The sequence below is a fragment of the Haliea atlantica genome, from assembly GCF_054779855.1.
In genome coordinates, this window is sequence record NZ_BAAGXL010000027.1 from 92,332 (window position 1) to 111,109 (window position 18,778).

Here is an 18,778-nt window from a genome sequence, read left to right on the forward strand (position 1 = left end):
AAACAGGAGATCGTGGGGTGGACAGCGGGGCGCCGGCAGGGCGCCCCGCGAATCAGCCTCAGGGCAGGATCGCGGGCAGGGCCTTCTGCAGTTCCAGCTTGGCCTTGGTCGCATCGCCGGTCAGGGCAAAGCCCAGCAGCTCGCCAGCGGCATTGCGGAATTCCGCGCGCACACTGTGGCCCTCGGCCTGGATCTGCCACTCGCCCACGGCGCCACCGGCGGGGGGAGACACCACCACCGGGCAGGCCGGGGTCTTGATGGTCACCGGCATGGCGGGATAGCTGACCTCGGTGGCCTTGCCCGCCAGGGTCTGACCCAGGGCACGAGCCGCGGCAGCCAGGGGCGCCACATACACCAGCACATGACCTTCAACTTCCGCGCAGTCGCCCAGGGCGTAGACATTCGGCGCACTGGTTTCCAGCAAACGGTTGGCAACGATGCCGCGGTTCACCTGGATGCCGGCGGCCTGTGCCAGGTCGACCCGGGGGCGCACGCCGACAGCAGAAACCACGATATCCGCGTGGATGGTTTCGCCATTGTTCAGCTCGACCACGACCCCCTTGTCCGCCTTGTTGACCTTGGTCACCAGGGGGCCGAAGTGGAAGGTCGCCCCCTTCTCTTCCAGGGCCGCCTGCACCGCCTTGCCGGCCGTCTCGGGCAGCAGGGTGGGCAGACAGTAGCCCAGCGGGTCCACCGCCTCGACCTCGAAGCCGCCGTTGAGCAGGTCGTTGGTGAACTCACAGCCGATCAGGCCACCGCCGATGATGCAGACCTTGCGCACCCCGTTTTCCTTCACGGCGGTGCGGAAGTCGTCGTAGTCCATCAGGTCGTTGACCGAGTAGACCAGCTCCAGGCCATCCCCTTCGATCGGCGGCTGGATGGTCTGGGCACCCAGGGCCAGGACCAGCTTGCCGTAGTGGATGGAGGTGCGGGCATCGCCGATCTTGACGATCTGCTCGGCAGTATCGATCTCGGTGACCTTGGTCATGGTCCAGATGCTGGCCTTGAGCTGCTTGGCCATGGCACCGGCGTCCTGCTGTACCAGGGCACGGGCGTCGGTGTCCTTGGTGTAGCCGGTGGAGAGCATCGGCTTGGAGTAGGCGTAACCGTCATCCGAACTGATCAGGATCAGCGGGGTCTCGCTGTCGTGCTTGCGGAACTCCTTGGCCACGCCGTAGCCGGCCAGGCCGGTACCGAGGATGACCACCGGTGCCTGGGGCTTGGCCGTCATCGGCTCCTCATCGTGATGGGGCGTCTCGTCGACCGGGGACTCCTCGATCAGCTCGAAATCCTCCTTGCCCACGCCACAGTCGGGACACAGCCAGTCCTCGGGCACGTCTTCCCACTTGGTTCCGGGGGCGATGCCGTCATCCGGCCAGCCGTCCTTTTCGTCGTAAACCAGGCCGCAGACGATGCATTCCCACTTGCTCATAAGCTGTTGCTCTCTCTCAGTTCTCGACCTGCACGGGGGCACGTGCCGGGGCAGGCAGGGGTGGTTCAAATCGGGACGCACCACTATAAAGTTGTGTGAAAAATGTGCAAGGATTTTATCCGGCGCCAGGGTCAAGCAAGGCCCGCGGTTCAATGACTTGCATGCCGCGCGGCCTTGTCGCATCCTCCCGTTTTGCCTGGAGATGACCGCAACGTGCCCAGCAGCCCGCCGGCCACTGCTGCTCGCGACCCCCTGTGGCGCCCGCAGCACCGTTTCACCGCCGCCACCCTGCCCCACCACTGCCGCCAGTGGCTACTCGACGACCGCTCCCTGACTGCCCGCCTGATCGCCCTCGACCAGGGCGCTTTCAGCGTGCGCCGGCTGGGGCAGGCCTGGTGCGTGCCCCTGCCTTCGGAACGACAGGCCCTGGGGCTACCCCTGCGCCAGCGCGCCCTGGTGCGGGAGGTGCTGCTGCAGCTGGATGGCCGCCCGGTGGTGTTCGCCCGCAGCGTCTTCCCCCTGGCTACCCTCGAGGGGCCCCTGGCCCACCTGCGCCGGCTGCAGAACCGTCCCCTGGGCGCCATCCTGTTTCGCCAGCCGGGCATGCGCCGCAGCCCCTTTGAACTGGCCCGCCTGGCACCCGGCAGCGCCTACCTCGAGCCCTGGCTCGACCAGGCCGAGCCCGCCTGGGCGCGCCGTTCGCGCTTCAATATCCGCGGCTCGCACCTGCTGGTCAGCGAGGTTTTCCTGGCCGGATTCCAGCCCTGGAACGCCCTCATGCCAGTACACCGCAGCCAGCGCGGCACGGTCAGCGCTGCAATCGGCGACTCAAACCAGTAAGCTTGCAGGCACGATCCTTCACACCGTGTACCCATGTCCCGAGCCATTGACGTCAAGGCCCTGCTGGCGCTGATCCGCTTCGACAAGCCGATCGGCACCCTGCTGCTACTCTGGCCAACCCTGACCGCCCTGTGGATCGCCGCCGATGGCGTGCCTTCCCCCAAATTGCTGCTGATCTTCATTCTGGGGACCTTCCTCATGCGCTCGGCGGGCTGCATCGTCAACGATCTCGCCGACCGGCACCTGGATGGCGGCGTCAAGCGCACCCAGGGCCGGCCCCTGGTGACGGGTCAGGTCAGCGTGCTGCAGGCCCGGGTCCTGTTCGTGGTGCTCTGCCTAGCCGCTTTCGGGCTGGTCCTGCTGACCAATGCCTTGACCGTACTGCTGTCGGTCTTCGGCCTGCTGCTGGCCGCCACTTACCCCTTCATGAAACGCTTTACCCACTGGCCGCAGGTGGTGCTGGGGGCGGCGTTCTCCTGGGCCATACCCATGGCCTTCGCCGCCCAGCAGGCGGAACTGCCGAGCGCCCTCTGGCTGCTCTATGTGGCAAACCTGCTGTGGACCGTGGTCTACGACACCGAGTACGCGATGGTGGATCGCGACGACGACCTGAAAATCGGCATCAAGTCCACCGCCGTGCTCTTCGGCGAGGCCGACCGCCTGGTCATTGGCGCCCTGCAGGGCCTGACGGTGCTGGCCTGGCTGTTGGCGGGCCAGCGCTTCGGCCTAGGGGCACCCTGGTTCCTGGCGGTCGCCGCCGCGGCCTGCCTGTTTGCCTGGCACCAGGTAATGATTCGCGAGCGGCAGCGGGAGGCCTGTTTCCGCGCCTTCCGCCACAACAACTGGGTGGGGCTGCTGCTGTACCTCGGCGCGGTGGCGCACTTTGCCCTGCAGGGTCACTGACCCCAGATGGCCGATGCCTTACAAGCTCGCTTCCTTCGCAGTCTGGCGGAAATCCCCGCGGCGGACTGGGATGCGATTAGCGGCGGCGACTACCCCTTCCTGCGCCACGCCTTTCTCTACGGCCTGGAGCGCAGCGGCTGCACCACTGCGGAGTCGGGCTGGCAGCCCCTCCACCTGCTGCTGACCCGCGGCGAGCGAGCCGTCGGCCTGCTGCCCCTGTATCTGAAAGGCCACTCCTGGGGAGAGTATGTCTTCGACTGGTCCTGGGCCGATGCCTGGCAGCGCCTGGGCCTGGCCTACTACCCCAAGCTGGTCTCCGCGATTCCCTTCACCCCGGCCACCGGCCCGCGACTGTGCCTAGCCCCGGGCGAAGCGGAGGCTGCAGCCTGGGACACCGCTCTCACGGCGATCCAGGGTTTTGCGCAGGACCGGGGAATCTCCTCCTGGCACCTGCTGTTCCCGGAGGCGGCGGTCAGCGAGGCCCTACTGGCCCGGGGCCTGCCCCGCCGCCGAGCCACCCAATTCCACTGGTTCAATCGCGGCTACGCGACCTTCGACGACTTCCTGCAGACCTTCACCAGCCGCAAGCGCAAATCCCTGCGCCGGGAACGGCAACGGGTCGCCGAACAGGACCTGGCGCTGCGCACCCTGCGCGGGGCACAGATCCAGCCGGCGCACTGGGCCCGCTTCCACCACTTCTACCAGATGACCTATGCCAAGCGCAGTGGCCACGGCGGCTACCTGACGCGGGAATTCTTTACCGAGGTGGCGCCGTCCCTGGGGGAGCAGGTGGTCATGGTGATCGCTGAACACGCCGGCGAGGATGTCGCCGCGGCGCTCTACTTCCGCTCCAGCGATACCCTTTACGGGCGCTACTGGGGCTGCCTGGAAGAGTTCGACTGCCTGCACTTCGAGGCCTGCTACTACCAGGGCATCGAATACTGCATCGCGGAGGGGCTGCAGCGCTTTGATCCCGGCGCCCAGGGGGAGCACAAGATCCAGCGCGGCTTCGAGCCGGTGGCCACCTGGTCCAGCCACTGGATCGCCGACCCGCGACTCGCCGAGGCGGTGGCCGACTTCACCCGCCGGGAACTGCCCCACAGTGAAGCCTACCAGCGGGAGGCGGCCACGCTGCTGCCCTTCCGGGAAAACCCGGGCTGAACCGGGCCACAACGACGCCCGGACCCGGGCGTGACGGCGTCAGGCGGGAGGCTGATCCCGGGTAAATACCGGCTCCCGCGCAGTGGACAACTCGGGGTTATAGCGATAGCCGTCCACGGCGAACTCGCGCAGCCCCGCCGGCTCATTGAGGCGCTCGCGCAGGATATAGCGTGCCATCTGGCCGCGGGCCTTCTTGGCGTAGAAGCTGATGACCTTGTACTTGCCGTTCTTCAGGTCCTTGAACACCGGGGTCACCAGTTCGGCATCCAGATCCCCGGGCTGCAGGGCCCGGAAGTACTCGTTGGAGGCCAGGTTCACCAGCACCCGGCTGCCGCTGCGGCCCAGCTCGCTGTTCAGGCTGCGGGTCAGGCTGTCCCCCCAGAAGGCGTAGAGGTTGCGGCCACCGCGGTTGACGAACTTCAGGCCCATCTCCAGGCGGTAGGGCTGCATCAGATCGAGGGGACGCAGCAGGCCGTATAGACCCGAGAGAATGCGCAGATGCTGCTGGGCAAAGGCAATCTCCTCCGCCTCCAGGCTGTCGGCGTCCAGTCCGGTGTAGACATCGCCGCGGAAGGCGAACAGCGCCTGCTTGGCATTGTCCCGGTCGAAGGGGGTGGCCCAGTTGTGGAAGCGACGGAAGTTCAACTCGGCAATCTTTTCGCTCACCCCCATCAGCTCGCGGATATCCTCGGGCCGCAACTCCCGGGCATCCTCCACCAGGGCCGCCGACTGCTCCAGGAAGCGCGGCTGGGTACTGCGGCGGGTGGGCGCCGGGTGATCGAAGTCCAGGGTTTTCGCCGGTGAAAGCACGGTCAGCATAGCGGGGCATCCCTGCAAAATTGGATGGACAGGTGAGCGGACGCTTGCGCCAGCGCCGCCAGGCTATGATACCCTGCGCGGGTTTTTGCAAAAAGTCCAAGAAAAGGCAATGACCGCCCTCCACGCACTGGTCCGCACCATCGACGCGATTACCGAAACCTGCGGGCGACTGCTGGCGTGGCTGGTATTGTGCCTGGCGCTACTGACCGCCGCGGTGGTGGTGCTGCGCTACGGCTTCAATATCGGCTCCATCCTGGCCCAGGAAGGCATCAACTACCTGCACGGCAGCCTGTTCATGCTCGGTGCGGGCTACGCCCTGAAGCATGACGAGCACGTACGCGTGGACATCTTTTACCGCAACTTCAGCCCGCGGACGAAAGCCTGGGTCAACGCCCTCGGCGGTGTGCTGTTCCTGCTGCCCCTCTGCGCCTTCATCCTGGTCATCAGCTGGGAGTATGTCGAGGCCTCCTGGGCCATTCGCGAGACCTCCCCGGAGCCCGGCGGTATTCCCGCCCTGTTCCTGCTCAAGAGCCTGCTGCCGGCACTGGCGGTCAACCTGTTCCTGCAGGGCCTGGCGGAAACCCTGCGCAGCGCCGCGCACCTGGTGGAGGGCGAGGCCTGATGGAAGGAAGCCTGTCCCTGTGGCTGTTCGCGGCCATCTGCCTGCTGCTGATGCTGGGCTTTCCGGTGGCCTTCACCCTGGCGGGTGTGTCACTGGCCTTCGCCGCCATTGGGGTGATCGCCGGCAACTTTGACCCGGCCTTCCTCGCCGCCTTCCCCGGCCGGCTCTTCGGCACGGTCACCAACACCACCCTGATTGCGGTACCCCTGTTCATTTTCATGGGGGTGATCCTGGAGAAATCCCGCATCGCCGAGAGCCTGCTGACCAACATGTCGCGGCTGTTCGGCGGCCTGCGCGGCGGCCTCGGGCTGGCGGTGGTCCTGGTGGGCATGCTGCTGGCGGCGAGTACCGGGATTGTCGGCGCCACGGTGGTCACCATGGGCCTGCTCTCGCTGCCGAGCATGCTGCGCGGGGGCTACAACCCGAGCCTGGCCGCCGGCACCATCTGCGCCACCGGCACCCTGGGGCAGATCATCCCGCCCTCGATCGCCCTGGTACTGCTGGGTGACGTCCTGTCCACGGCCTACCAGCAGGCCCAGCTCAACCTGAACATCTACAACCCCAAGACGGTCTCCGTGGGCGACCTGTTTATCGGCGCCCTGATCCCCGGGCTACTGCTGGTCGGCCTCTACCTGCTCTATGTGCTGGTGGTCGCCTGGCTGCGCCCGGCGGCAGCGCCGGTGGTCAGTCGCGAACACGTGCCCCTGCGCGATGTCCTGGCCAGCCTGCTGCCCCCGCTCTTGCTGATTACCGTGGTCCTCGGCTCGATCCTGGTCGGGGCCGCAACGCCCACGGAAGCGGCGGGGGTCGGCGCGGTGGGCGCCCTGGTGCTGGCCTGGATCAAGCGGGAGCTGCCCCTGGAACGCCTGCAGGCGGCCATGCAGGACACCCTCAAGATCACCTGCATGGTCTTCATGATCCTGATCGGTGCCGCGGTCTTTTCCCTGGTCTTCCGCGGCTTCGGCGGCGAGGAGCTGATCCACGGCTTCTTCACCGGCATGCCCGGCGGCGTAGTCGGCGCCACCCTGGTGGTGATGCTGGTGATCTTCCTGCTCGGCTTCATTCTCGACTTCATCGAGATCACCTTCGTGGTCGTGCCCATCGTCGGCCCCATCCTGTTGATGATGGGCCTGGACCCGATCTGGCTGGGCATCATGATCGCCCTCAACCTGCAGACCTCCTTTCTCACGCCGCCCTTTGGCTTCGCCCTGTTCTACCTGCGCGGCGTCGCCCCGCCGGAACTCGCGACTAGTGCTATCTACCGCGGCGTGCTTCCCTTTATAATCATGCAGTTGCTGGTACTGGCGGCACTGTGGTTCTGGCCTTCCCTGGCCACCTGGCTGCCAGCGGCAATCAAGAGCTAGCCAAGGCCGGCTATGCGCGCACACCCATAAACACGCAGCAGGCAGAGCATGAGCGACATTGATTCCACCCCCGTCCCCCAGGGCGAGCTGGCCCTCCAGGTGGTGGCCATGCCCCGGGATACCAATGCCACGGGCGATATCTACGGCGGCTGGCTATTGAGCCAGATGGACATGGCCGGCGCGGTGACCGCCACGGAAGTGGCCGGCGGGCGCGTCGCCACGGTGGCCGTCGAGGGCATGGCCTTCATGACACCGGTGCATGTCGGCGCGGTGGTCAGCTGCTACTGCGACGTCCTGGAAATCGGTCGCAGCTCGGTGCGTATCGTGGTGGAAGTGTGGATCAACTCCAAGCACGACGGCGAGCCGATCAAGGTTACCGAGGGCGAATTCGTGTTTGTGGCCATTGACGAGAAGGGCCGCACCCGCGCCATTCAGCACTGAGGTCACGCCGGCGCGGGACAACCGCGCCGCCCGGTTGCCGGATGGCACTCGCCACAGCGAACCGCCGCTGGTTCAGGGTGAGTCCGGTTCCAGGACCACGTCCCGGGCATTGATGTAGGCCTGCTCGGAGATGTGGTGGTAGTCGCGCACCGCCTCGAAGAAGCGCTGGTAGGAGGCCTCGACCTTCCGCGCCATGGGGTCGCTGGCCGTCAGTTCCGCAATCGCCTGGCGAGTACCCGCGTAGAGTGCCTTCAGAACATCGTCGGGGAAACGCCGCAACTCCACTCCATGCTCCTCCACCAGCTGCTTGAGGGCCTGGTTGTTGCGCGCGGTGAATTCGTCGAGCATGTCCTGGTTCACCGCCCGGGTGGCCTCGGCGACGATGGCCTGCAGGTCCGCCGGCAGTGCCTCATAGGAGTCCCGGTTGACGATGAACTCCAGCATCGCACCCGGCTCGTGCCAGCCGGGGTAGTAGTAGTACTTCGCCACCTCGTGCAGGCCCAGGGCCAGGTCGTTGTAGGGACCGACCCACTCGGCGGCATCGATCACGCCGGTCTGCAGCGAGGTATAGATCTCCCCGCCGGGGATGCGCACCGGGGTGCCGCCGGCGGCGGCGAAAACATCCCCCGCCAGTCCCGGAATGCGCATCTTGACCCCCTGCAGATCCTCAAGGGAATTGATCTCGGTGCGGAACCAGCCGGCCATCTGCACGCCGGTGCTGCCCCCGGCAAAGGGAATGATGTTCGAGGGCGCATAGGCTTCCCGCCACAATTCCAGGCCGCCGCCGTAGTGCAGCCAGCCATTCATTTCCTGGGCGGTCATGCCAAAGGGCACCGCGGTGAAGTAGACCGCCGAGGGAATCTTGCCCTTCCAGTAATAGGCGGCCCCGTGGCCGGCATCCGCCACCCCCTGGCGCACCGCGTCGAAGACCTCGAAGGGGGGCACCATCTCCCCGGCCCCGTAGACGTGAACCGTCATGCGGCCGCCGCTCATCTCGGTGACCATGCGGGCGAAGTTTTCCGGCGCCGTGCCCAGGCCGGGCAGGTTCTTGGGCCAGGTGGTGACCAGTTTCCAGTGGAAGTGCTGCTCGGTGCCGCCCTCCACCGCGACACTGGCACCGGCCGCCCGCGCCGCCGCGCTCCCCGCGCGGTCCATCGCCCAGAGGGCGGTGACGGTAACCAGGGCCGCCAGCAGCAGCAGGATGACAAGGGGGGTGTAGCGGCGCTCGACGGGGGACTGGGGCATGGCAGTTTCTGCTTATTGGTGGATCTCTGGCGGCGCAGTCTAACCCGCCGGGTGCAGCTTCACCAACTGCTGCACCAGTCCCGTCGCGGCAGCAACCGACGCACTCCGCGCTTTAGAGCGCCTGCAGCTTGGCGTACTGCAGCACCAGCCACTTGCTGCCCTCGTCGTCGAAGTTGACCTCCACCCGGGCGCTGGCACCGCGGCCCTCGAAATTGATCACCGTGCCGTCTCCAAACACGCTGTGGTAGACCCGCTGCCCGAGGCTGATACCCGTGTCCGGCACTTCGGTCTGGGCGAAGTGATTGACCGGCCGCTGGATGGTGGTGCTGTGCAGGCGCACCTCCCGCAACAGTTCCGCGGGGATCTCCCGCACAAAGCGAGAGGGGGTGTTGTAGGTCTCGTTGCCGTGCAGGCGACGGGACTCGGCGTAGCTGATCACCAGGCGCTGCATGGCCCGGGTGATGCCCACGTAGCAGAGGCGCCGTTCTTCCTCCAGGCGCCCGGGCTCCTCCAGGGACATGCGGTGGGGGAACAGGTTTTCCTCCATGCCGGCGAGGAACACCAGGGGAAACTCCAGGCCCTTGGCGGAGTGCAGGGTCATCAGCTGGACGCTGTCCTCGTGGGCATCGGCCTGGGCATCGCCGGCATCCAGGGCGGCGTTATCCAGGAACTGCTGCAGGGGCGAGAGTTCCTCGCCCTCGGGCGCGAACTGCTTGGCGGCGCTGACCAGCTCCTCCAGGTTTTCCACCCGCGCCTGGCCTTTCTCGCCCTTTTCGTTGCGGTGGAAATCCACCAGGCCCGAGCCCTGTATCACCTGCTCGGCAATCTCCTCCAAGGCCAGCTCGTCGGTACCGCTGTCGAGCTCGTCGATCAGTACCTGGAAGCCCTCCAGGGCGGAAAGCGCCCGGGCCGGCATGAGTTTCTCATCCCGGGCAATATTGATCGCCTGCCACAGGGCGATCTCGCGCTCCCGGGCCAGCTCGCGCAGGCTGTCCACCGTTTTGCTGCCGATACCCCGGGGCGGCGTGTTGATCACCCGCTCCACCGCGGCATCGTCGCCGCGATTGAGCAGCAGACGCAGGTAGGCCAGGGCGTTGCGGATTTCCAGGCGCTCGTAGAAGCGCTGGCCGCCATAGATGCGGTAGGGCAGGCCGTGGCGGATCAGGGCTTCTTCCAGCACCCGGGACTGGGCGTTGGAGCGGTAGAGAATGGCCACCGAGCTGCGGGTGTTGCCGTCGTTGACCCAGCTCTCCGCCTGCTCGACGATGAAGCGCGCCTCGTCGTGTTCATTGTAGGCGGCGTAGAGGGCAATCGGCTCGCCGCTCTCCCCCGCCGTCCACAGTTCCTTGCCCAGGCGGCCAAAGTTGTTGGCAATCACCGCGTTGGCCGCCTGCAGTATGGTCTGGGTGGAGCGGTAGTTCTGCTCCAGTCGCACCGTGTGGGTGCCGGGGAAGTCGTCGGTAAAGCGCTGGATATTCTCGATCTTCGCCCCGCGCCAGCCGTAGATGGACTGATCGTCGTCCCCCACCGCCACTACCGGAATCTGCCCGCCGGCCAGTACCCGCAGCCAGGCGTACTGGATGGTATTGGTGTCCTGGAACTCATCCACCAGGATCTGCCGGAAGCGACCCTGGTAGTGGCGCAGCACCGCCGGGCATTTCAGCCACAGTTCGTGGGCGCGCAGCAGCAGCTCGGCGAAGTCCACCAGGCCGGCCCGCTCGCAGGCCGCCTCGTAGGCGCGGTAGACCTGCAGCATGGTCTGGCCCCAGAGGTCTCCCGGCGGCACGTCGATATGGGCCGCCCGCAGGCCCTCGTCCTTCTGCCCGTTGATGTACCACTGGGCCTGCCGCGGCGGCCAGCGGGAGTCGTCCAGGTTCAGCTCCCGGCAGATGCGCTTGACCAACCGCAGCTGGTCATCGCTGTCCAGGATCTGGAAGTTCTGCGGCAGCCCGGCATCCTTCCAGTGGGCCTTGAGCAGGCGGTGGGCCAGGCCATGGAAGGTGCCGACCCAGAGCCCGTGACCGGAGATCTGCAGCATTTCCTCGATGCGCCCGCGCATCTCCCGGGCCGCCTTGTTGGTGAAGGTCACCGCCAGAATCGACCAGGGGGAAAGGTCCTGGGCGCGGATCAGCCAGGCGATACGGTGCACCAGCACGCGGGTCTTGCCGCTGCCGGCGCCGGCCAGCACCAGCAGGTTGGGGCTGTCGTCGGCCACGGCTTCGCGCTGGGCGGGATTCAGGGGGGAAAGAATATCTGATACGTCCATGCGGGAATTCTACCGGAAGCGGGAAACAGAGGCAGGCTCCTTTTTGCATCCCGGGTGTCCACTGGGTGGCGACGCTCGGTTTCGCTGTTTGCGACCTGGCTTGGCAGGGCGATAATGGCGCGGTCCTTGCGCCCATTCGTGGAGCTACTATCATGGCAGGGCACGGCATTCGACACGCTTCACTCCACGCACCGGCGCGGGGCAGGCCTGCCGGACGCCTGGAGATGGACCGCCCGGCGACGTCCTGAACGCCCACTCAAGAGAGACCACCCGTGCCAAGGCCCAAGCGCTCCCTGTTGCGCAGCATTGCCAGCGACCTGCCCGACCTCCGCCCCTCGGAACGCAAGGTGGGGGAGCTGGTGCTCGCCAACCCGGAGGGCATCATCCACATGCGCATCGTCGACCTGGCCTCCGCCGCTGGGGTCAGTGAGCCCACCGTGGTGCGCTTCTGCCGCTCGATCGGCTGTGAGGGTTTCCAGCATTTCAAGCTGGCACTGGCGCGCAGCACCGCGCCCAACCCGAGCCACGAGCCCTTCCAGCTCAGCGAGATGGACACCGCCAGGGACTACACCTACAAGGTCTTCGACGCCACCATGGAGACCCTGAGCCGGGTGCGCGACTCCCTCGACCCCGACACCATCGAGGTCGCCGTGGACGCCCTGTGCAATGCCCGGCGGGTGGAATTCTACGGCTTCGGCGCCTCGAGCCCGGTCGCCATGGATGCCCAGCACAAGTTCTTCCGCCTGCAGATCGCCAGCGCCGCCCACTCGGACCCGCACATCCAGGCGATGTCGGCCATGTCCCTGAGCGCCGACGACGTGGTCGTGGCCATCTCCCAGACCGGCCGCAGCACCGCCCTGCTCGAGGCCATGGACCACGCCCGGGCTTCCGGCGCCGTGCTGATCGGGCTGGCCCCCGGGGACACCCCGGTCATTCGCCGTTCGACCATCGCCATTCCGATCAACGTGACCCCCACCAGTGAGGACAGTTACAGTCCCCTGCCCTCGCGCATTGCCCACCTGGCTGTGATCGACATCCTTGCGGTCGGCGTTTCCAAGACCAAGGGGGACGATGTCAGCCGCCACCTGGCCCGGCTCAATCGGGGGCTGCAGTCCCTCCGCACCCCGGATTGAGACGCGCAAGGGCATTGCCGGCCACCCTCTGGTAGACTCCCTCCAGCCACAGCAGCCCCCGCGGAGCATCGGCATGCACGACGACAAGCGCAACGACAACGAGCCCAATCCCTGGCGCGACGACCCGGACCCCGATGACCCCTGGCGCGATCGCGACAACGGCGAGGAAGGGCGCGACGATGACCTGCCCAGCTTCAGCTACCGGGACCAGGACGAAGACCCGGTGGATATCTGGGGGGAGCCCCTGAATCAGCGGAACGATGATCGCAGCGACTCGGCCGGGGAGCGTGAGCCCTCCGACCCCGACTGGGACAGCGACGACTATTCCGACGACAGCTCGCTCGATGACACCTTCGGGGACGAGGACGGCACGCGCACGGCGGAGGACCGCTCCCGTGACGACGGGCAGGGTACGCCGGTCATGACCGTCGCCGGGGGAGAAACGGATGAAGACGGGGAGCGCTGGCCACTGGCGCTGATCGCCGTGGCGGTCATTGCCCTGGTTCTCCTGGCTGCCGGCGGCTATGGCGTCATGCAGCAGCGCAGTGCCATGCAGGCCGAAATCACCGAGCTGCAGGCACGCCTGGCGGAATCCGCCACCCCCGACGAAGTGCTCGCCGCCCGCCGCGCCCTGGAAGACATGCGCGGCGAAAACACCGAGATGCGCGCCCTGGTCACCAGCCTGCGGGAAGAAAACCAGCGCCTGTCCGACACCCTCGCGGGCCTGGAACAACAGGTGGACGCCCAGCGGGAAGTCACCGACAAGGCCCGCGAGACAGCCGCCAGTACGCCACCGCGCGAGGAGAAGCCAAAATCAGCCCCGCCGGTCGCCGGTGACTGGTTCGTGAACTTCGGAGCCTATCGCGAGCAGAACCTGGCCAACGAGTGGGCGGGCAAACTGCGCAAGGACGGCAATACCGTCGTGGTCATGCCCGTCGACAGCAACGGACGCAGCCTGTACCGGGTGCGCATCACCGGGCTGGCCTCGGAAAGTGCCGCGCGCCAGTTGGCCGGCCAGCTGGAAAAGCGCTTTGACCTGGCCCCCCTCTGGGTCGGCCGGCAATGATCCGGCTTGGCAGCACCCTCGCCGACTGCTAATGTTGACGCTCATCCTGACAGGAGATAAGCACATGAAGTCCCTGAACATTCTGCTCGCAACCCTGATGCTTGGCAGCGGCGCCGCCCTGGCCGAAGACTGCAGCAAACCGGCGAGCCCCGAGCTTCCCGACGGCGCCAGCGCCAGCATGGAAGAGATGCTGGCGGGCCAGCAGGCCGTCAAGGCCTTCCAGACGGAAAACCTGGAGTACATGGATTGTCTGGAGAAGCGTTTCTCCGCCGCCAAGACCACGATTGAAGAGGGCGAGGTCGAAGGCAAGGAGGCACTGAAAGCCGTCCAGGCGGAGTACAGCGAGGCCGTGGATGCCTACAACAAGGCCGTCTCCACCGAGGAAGAGGTGGCCGGCCAGTTCAACACCGAAATCCGCGAGTACAAGGCTGCCAACCCGCAGTAAGGCTCGCGGCCGCCCTCCCGCGGAGGGCGGCACCCCCTAGCGAATTGCCGCAGCGCAGCGGGACAGCTGCTCTCGAAACAGCGCCTTCAAGACCTCCACATTGTTTACCCCACCGAAATTGGGCCGCACGATAAAGGCGATGCTCCGGTGGGGCCCCTGCTCCGCCAGGTGCACGGCCCGCAGCTCCGAATTGCCCGCCAGCAACTGGTCCAACGCCATTTCCGGGACCAGGGTGGCGCCCATGTGGCCCGCCACCATCTGGATCAGGGTATACAGGCTGGCCCCCTCAAGGGTGGCCCCCAGCTCCGATGCCCCCATGTGGCATACGGCCAGGGCGTGATCCTTGAGACAATGGCCGTCCTTGAGCAGCATCAGGCCACTGCCCTTGAGCTCCTCGCCGCTGATGCTGTCGCGCTCGGCGATCGGGCTGTCCCGGTGCACCACCAGGTAGAGATCCTCCTCCCAGAAGGGGAAGGCCAGCAGCCCCTCATGGGGGTAGGGCAATGCCAGTACCGCGGTATCCAGTTCCCCGCTGCGCACCTTGTCCACCAGCACGTGCGACTGCTCCTCGGTAATCGCCAGGCGAAACTCCGGGTAGCTGTCGCGAACCGCAGGCAGCACCTTGGGCAGCAAATAAGGCCCAATCGTGGGAATCACGCCCATGCTCATGGGGTAGCTCAGGGGCTGCTTGCCGGCCTGCGCCAGCCGGTGGATGTCATCCAGCTCGACCTTGATGGCCATGGCCCGGGCCAGAATCTGTTCCCCGACCGGCGTTACCAGCACTTTCTTGTTGTCGCGCTCGAACAGCTGGGTACCCAGCTGGCTCTCCAGTTCGGAAATGGCCGTGCTAAGGGCAGACTGGGAGATCGCACACTGCTCCGCCGCCTTCTTGAAGTGTCGGGTGTGAGCCACCGCGAGGGCGTAATTGAGCTGCTTGAGGGAGATCATGGCCGCAGGCCTCTTCCAATAAACTGAACGTGTGATTCCAATTTAATCAATTTTCAAGAAGAATAATAGCGGGCATAGTGTGTCCATCAAACGCCGGAAACGGCGACAACCACCTGAAACAGGAGAATCAACACATGGCAAACATCGGCCAATCCATCCCCGAGTTCAAGGTTCAGGCCTTCCACAACGGCGAGTTCCGCGAAGTCACCCACGAAGACGTGAAGGGCAAGTGGTCCATTTTCCTGTTCTACCCGGCGGACTTCACCTTTGTCTGTCCGACCGAACTGGAAGACATGGCCAAGTACTACGAAGAGCTGAAGGGCCTGGGCGTGGAAGTTTACTCCGTGTCCACTGACACCCACTTCAGCCACAAGGCCTGGCACGACACCAGCGAAGCCATTGGCAAGATCCAGTACCCGATGCTGGGCGACCCCACCGGCGTCGTTACCCGCGGCTTCGGCGTGATGATCGAAGAGTCCGGCTTGGCCATGCGCGGCACCTTCCTGGCTGACCCCGAAGGCGTCATCCAGGTTGCCGAAATCCACGCCGGCGGCATCGGCCGCTCCGCCAAGGACATGGTCCGCAAGGTCAAGGCTGCCCAGTACGTCGCTACCCACGACGGCGAAGTCTGCCCCGCCGCCTGGGAAGAAGGCGAGAAGACCCTGGCTCCGAGCCTGGACCTGGTCGGCAAGATCTAAGCCTTTACCGGCTTCCCCCCCCTGGTGGGTGGCTGCGGCCGCCCACCCTTTTATCCGAATTCACAAGAGGACTGCAGGATCATGTTGAGCAAAGACATCATGACCGCCCTGGAGGGCTACACCAGCAAGATGGAGCGACCGGTCGCACTGGTTCTGCAGACCGGCGAACACAGCAAGCGCGAGGAACTGGTCGAATTCCTGACCCAGTTCACCTCGGTTTCCGACAAGCTGTCCCTGGAAGAGCGCGATAGCGGCGGTACCGAACGCGGCCCGGCCCTGCGCAGCCCGATCAGCTTCCTGCTCGAGGTCGACGGCGTCGATAGCGGCATCCGCTTCTCGGGGATTCCCTCGGGCCACGAATTCAGCTCCCTGGTGCTGGCGGTGCTGCAGGCCTCGGGTACCCCGCTGAAGCTGGACGAGAGCATTCAGGCCCTGGTGCGCAAGGTGAGCGAGCCCCTGCGCTTCGAGGTTTTTGTCTCCCTGAGCTGCCACAACTGCCCCGACGTGGTGCAGGCGCTGAACCAGTTTGCACTGCTCAACGAGCACATTTCCACCGAGATGATTGACGGCGGCCTGTTCCAGCAGGAGGTCGAGGATCGCAACGTGCAGGGCGTACCGACCGTCTTCCTCAATGGCGAAGTCTTTGCCAACGGCAAGGTAGACACGGCACAGCTGTTGGACAAGCTGCTGCAGAAGTATCCGTCAATCGCCCAGGCCGGTGACGACGACAGCAGTGCCCTGCCCCTGCAGGATGTCACGGTGATCGGCGGTGGCCCCGCCGGCGTCGCCGCCGCCATCTACGCGGCACGCAAGGGCCTGGCGGTGACCGTGATCGCCGACCGCGTCGGCGGCCAGGTCAAGGACACCATGGGCATCGAGAACCTGATCTCGGTACCCAAGACCACCGGCCCCGAGCTGTCCGGCAACCTGCTTGCACACCTGCGCGAGTACCCGGTGACCCTGAAGGAACACCTGCGCGTGGACAAGGTGGAGAAAGGCGACATCAAGCGCCTGACCCTGTCCTCCGGCGAGGTGATCGAGAGTCGCACCCTGGTGATTGCCACCGGCGCCAAATGGCGCGAGCTGGGCGTGCCCGGTGAAAAGGAAAACATCGGCAACGGCGTGGCCTATTGCCCCCACTGCGACGGCCCCTTCTTCAAGGGCAAGGACGTGGCAGTGATCGGCGGCGGCAACTCCGGCATCGAGGCGGCACTGGACCTGGCGGGCATCGTCAAGTCGGTGACCGTGTTCGAGTTCCTGCCCGATCTGAAAGCCGACCAGGTATTGGTAGACCAGGCCGAGAAACGCGACAACATCACGATCCTGCGCAATGTTGCGACGCAGCAGATCGTGGCGGAGAACGGCAAAGTCAGCGCCATCGAGTACCAGGACCGGGCGAGCGGCGAAACCCACAGCCAGGCGCTGGCCGGTGTCTTCGTGCAGATCGGCCTGGTACCCAATAGCAGCTTCCTCAGGGACGTGGTGGAACTGACCCCCCACGGCGAGGTGAAGATCGACGAGCGCGGCGCCACCAGCGAGCCGGGCATCTTCGCCTGCGGCGACGTGACTACGGTGCCCTACAAGCAGATCGTCATCGCCATGGGTGAAGGCTCGAAAGCCGCGCTGAGTGCCTTTGACTACCTCTTGAAGCACGAGGTCGAGGCGCCCGAGGCAGATACTGCCGCCGCGGCCTGATCCTGGCGGGCTGTTCGGCTAGCCACATGCTTCCCCTTGCCGGGTCGGCCACTAACCAGCCGCCCCGGCTTTTTTGTGCCCCTCAGAAAACCGGTCAGCTCAAGTCAGGTCAGGGGGCCAATTCGGGTACGCGGTGAAACCAGGGCTGCGCCTGCTCCAGTTGAGCCGCCAGTTGCAACAGCAGACCATCCTCCCCGAAACGACCCGCAAACATCACCCCGACCGGCAGACCCTCGTCACTCCAGTGCAAGGGCACCGATATCGCCGGCTGTCCGGTCATGTTGTAGGGCGCGGTAAAGGCCGATGCGCGGCCCGCCTCGCGCATGAAGGGCTCATCCAGCTGACTGGGTGAAAGCACGCCCAACTCGGGTGGCACCAGGGCCATGGTGGGGCTTAAAATCAGGTCGTAATCGCGCATGAATTCGCCCAACTTGCGGCTGGCCGCATGCAGCACGTTTCGAGCGGTGCTGTGGGACAGCGCATCCAGCTCGCGCCCTCCTTCCAGGGCGCGCAGGTTGACCGCCTCCAGATCCTCGGCACCGGCGCGCCGGCCCAGCTTGTGCTCACGGGCACTGACCTTGCCGGCAACCAGCACGTTACTGACCACATTAAAGGCGCGCCAGAGCTCGCCGGCATCCAGCTGTGGCCGGGCTTCCTCGATATGGTGCCCAAGGTCCTCGCACAGGCGCGCAGCCGCCTCTACCGCGTCCAGGCAGGCCTGGTCCACCGGCATGGGCAGCAGCGGCTCGCGCATCAGGGCAATGCGCAGCGGACGCGGTGCAATGGCCATGCTTTCCAGAAAAGCGCGCTGCGGCGATGGCGCGGCATAGGCATCACCGATCGCCGCGCCCTGGCTGATATCCAGCAGGGCTGCGCAGTCGCGCACCGAGCGGCTGACCACGTGCATGGCACTCAAGCCATCGCGGGTTTCGTACACCACAGGCCCCATGGGCACCAGACCGCGGCTGGGTTTCAGGCCCAGCAGTCCGCAGGCGGATGCGGGAATGCGGATCGAACCGCCGCCGTCGCTGGCGTGAGCGGCCGAGACAATGCCGGCAGCCACTGCGGCGGCCGAGCCACCCGAGGAACCACCGGCACTGCGGGCGAGGTCCCAGGGATTGCGCGTTTCGCCAAACAGTGCACTTTCGCTGCTGGGGGAGCTGCCGAATTCCGGGCTGTGGGTCTTGCCGAAGAGGGTCAGGCCCGCCTGCTTGTAGCGCGCCACCAGGGTGCTGTCGTAGTCGAAACGCTGGTCGCGGAAAAAGCGCGAACCCTCGGTGGTTACCGTGTCCTTGAGGGCAATGCCGAGATCCTTGAGCAGGAAAGGCACGCCCTGGAACGGGCCGGAGGGCAGGCCGCGCCTGACCTGCTCTCGCGCCAGCTCGTAGTGCTTGAGCACCACGGCATTGATGATCGGATTGACGGCCTCGGTACGCGCAATGGCCAATTCCAGCAGTTCCATCGGCGAGGCGTCACCGCGGCGCACCAGCTCGGCGAGCCCCAGGGCATCGTGGCTGCGGTACTCCTCGAAGGGCGTGGACGTGGTTTGCGCGACACCAGCTCGGGGCAAGAGACCGCTGGCCAGGGCCAGGGAACCCAGCTGGGTGAAGTGGCGACGGGACAAACTCATGACTGGCTCCTTACAGCCACGGCAGAGCGCAGCTTGTTATGCTTTGCTGCGACCTTAGCCCACTATGCCG

General features: G+C 65.9%; 17 protein-coding genes. 11 read left to right on the top strand and 6 right to left on the bottom strand.

Annotated features, from left to right (window positions below; translation table 11 throughout):
• Positions 1 to 58 precede the first annotated feature (58 nt).
• On the bottom strand, positions 59 to 1,432 hold the full coding sequence (locus ACYVGS_RS17050) for an FAD-dependent oxidoreductase (RefSeq protein WP_460589895.1): 1,374 nt from the start codon (positions 1,430 to 1,432) through the stop codon (positions 59 to 61).
• A gap of 213 nt (positions 1,433 to 1,645) precedes the next feature.
• On the opposite strand from ACYVGS_RS17050, the gene ACYVGS_RS17055 reads away from it, so the two are divergent.
• From ACYVGS_RS17055 to ACYVGS_RS17065, 3 genes are read left to right on the top strand one after another with little or no spacing between them, the layout of a single operon-like run.
• Positions 1,646 to 2,272: a chorismate--pyruvate lyase family protein gene (locus ACYVGS_RS17055; RefSeq protein WP_460589896.1), complete on the top strand. Its 627-nt coding sequence runs from the start codon at positions 1,646 to 1,648 to the stop codon at positions 2,270 to 2,272.
• Positions 2,273 to 2,305: 33 nt separating this feature from the next.
• Complete coding sequence (ubiA, locus tag ACYVGS_RS17060) at positions 2,306 to 3,175, top strand: UbiA prenyltransferase family protein (protein ID WP_460589897.1); 870 nt, start codon at positions 2,306 to 2,308, stop codon at positions 3,173 to 3,175.
• A 6-nt stretch (positions 3,176 to 3,181) separates the two neighbouring features.
• On the top strand, positions 3,182 to 4,336 hold the full coding sequence (locus tag ACYVGS_RS17065; RefSeq protein WP_460589898.1) for a GNAT family N-acetyltransferase: 1,155 nt from the start codon (positions 3,182 to 3,184) through the stop codon (positions 4,334 to 4,336).
• Between the two features lie 39 nt (positions 4,337 to 4,375).
• On the opposite strand, the gene yaaA is transcribed toward ACYVGS_RS17065, so the two are convergent.
• Positions 4,376 to 5,155, bottom strand: coding sequence for a YaaA family protein (gene yaaA / locus ACYVGS_RS17070; RefSeq protein WP_460589899.1), 780 nt, complete (start codon positions 5,153 to 5,155; stop codon positions 4,376 to 4,378).
• Positions 5,156 to 5,264: 109 nt separating this feature from the next.
• Between yaaA and ACYVGS_RS17075 the strand changes: the two genes are divergently transcribed.
• The 3 genes from ACYVGS_RS17075 to ACYVGS_RS17085 are packed head-to-tail and all read left to right on the top strand — an operon-like array spanning position 5,265 to position 7,582.
• Positions 5,265 to 5,777: a TRAP transporter small permease subunit gene (locus ACYVGS_RS17075; protein WP_460589900.1), complete on the top strand. Its 513-nt coding sequence runs from the start codon at positions 5,265 to 5,267 to the stop codon at positions 5,775 to 5,777.
• Positions 5,777 to 7,141, top strand: a complete 1,365-nt coding sequence (locus ACYVGS_RS17080) for a TRAP transporter large permease (RefSeq protein ID WP_460589901.1) — start codon at positions 5,777 to 5,779, stop codon at positions 7,139 to 7,141. Before ACYVGS_RS17075 ends, ACYVGS_RS17080 begins: the two co-directional genes overlap by 1 nt.
• 48 nt (positions 7,142 to 7,189) lie before the next feature.
• Positions 7,190 to 7,582, top strand: a complete 393-nt coding sequence (locus ACYVGS_RS17085; protein ID WP_460589902.1) for an acyl-CoA thioesterase — start codon at positions 7,190 to 7,192, stop codon at positions 7,580 to 7,582.
• Positions 7,583 to 7,654: 72 nt separating this feature from the next.
• Here ACYVGS_RS17085 and ACYVGS_RS17090 read toward each other — a convergent pair whose 3' ends face one another.
• Together ACYVGS_RS17090 and uvrD are read right to left on the bottom strand one after the other, a co-directional pair.
• Positions 7,655 to 8,827, bottom strand: coding sequence for a TRAP transporter substrate-binding protein (locus ACYVGS_RS17090; RefSeq protein ID WP_460589903.1), 1,173 nt, complete (start codon positions 8,825 to 8,827; stop codon positions 7,655 to 7,657).
• A 112-nt stretch (positions 8,828 to 8,939) separates the two neighbouring features.
• Positions 8,940 to 11,093 (bottom strand): DNA helicase II, encoded by a 2,154-nt coding sequence (gene uvrD, locus ACYVGS_RS17095; RefSeq protein WP_460589904.1) that lies wholly within the window; start codon positions 11,091 to 11,093, stop codon positions 8,940 to 8,942.
• A gap of 272 nt (positions 11,094 to 11,365) precedes the next feature.
• On the opposite strand from uvrD, the gene ACYVGS_RS17100 reads away from it, so the two are divergent.
• The 3 genes from ACYVGS_RS17100 to ACYVGS_RS17110 all read left to right on the top strand — a co-directional run bounded on the left by ACYVGS_RS17100 (position 11,366) and on the right by ACYVGS_RS17110 (position 13,737).
• Positions 11,366 to 12,226: a MurR/RpiR family transcriptional regulator gene (locus ACYVGS_RS17100; RefSeq protein ID WP_460589905.1), complete on the top strand. Its 861-nt coding sequence runs from the start codon at positions 11,366 to 11,368 to the stop codon at positions 12,224 to 12,226.
• 73 nt (positions 12,227 to 12,299) lie between these two features.
• The gene (locus ACYVGS_RS17105) at positions 12,300 to 13,292 is read left to right on the top strand and encodes an SPOR domain-containing protein (protein WP_460589906.1); all 993 of its coding nucleotides are present in this window, start codon (positions 12,300 to 12,302) and stop codon (positions 13,290 to 13,292) included.
• 64 nt (positions 13,293 to 13,356) lie between these two features.
• Complete coding sequence (locus ACYVGS_RS17110; protein WP_460589907.1) at positions 13,357 to 13,737, top strand: hypothetical protein; 381 nt, start codon at positions 13,357 to 13,359, stop codon at positions 13,735 to 13,737.
• A gap of 36 nt (positions 13,738 to 13,773) precedes the next feature.
• On the opposite strand, the gene ACYVGS_RS17115 is transcribed toward ACYVGS_RS17110, so the two are convergent.
• Positions 13,774 to 14,685, bottom strand: a complete 912-nt coding sequence (locus ACYVGS_RS17115) for a hydrogen peroxide-inducible genes activator (protein WP_460589908.1) — start codon at positions 14,683 to 14,685, stop codon at positions 13,774 to 13,776.
• Between the two features lie 134 nt (positions 14,686 to 14,819).
• Between ACYVGS_RS17115 and ahpC the strand changes: the two genes are divergently transcribed.
• Both ahpC and ahpF read left to right on the top strand, forming a co-directional pair.
• Positions 14,820 to 15,383 carry a peroxiredoxin gene (gene ahpC / locus ACYVGS_RS17120; protein ID WP_460589909.1) on the top strand — a complete coding sequence of 188 codons (564 nt, stop codon included), beginning with the start codon at positions 14,820 to 14,822 and terminating at the stop codon, positions 15,381 to 15,383.
• 81 nt (positions 15,384 to 15,464) lie between these two features.
• Positions 15,465 to 17,078 (top strand): alkyl hydroperoxide reductase subunit F, encoded by a 1,614-nt coding sequence (gene ahpF, locus ACYVGS_RS17125; protein WP_460589910.1) that lies wholly within the window; start codon positions 15,465 to 15,467, stop codon positions 17,076 to 17,078.
• A gap of 109 nt (positions 17,079 to 17,187) precedes the next feature.
• Here ahpF and ACYVGS_RS17130 read toward each other — a convergent pair whose 3' ends face one another.
• A complete protein-coding gene (locus ACYVGS_RS17130; protein ID WP_460589911.1) occupies positions 17,188 to 18,708 on the bottom strand; it encodes an amidase in 1,521 nt (506 codons plus the stop codon).
• Between the last annotated feature and the right edge of the window lie 70 nt (positions 18,709 to 18,778).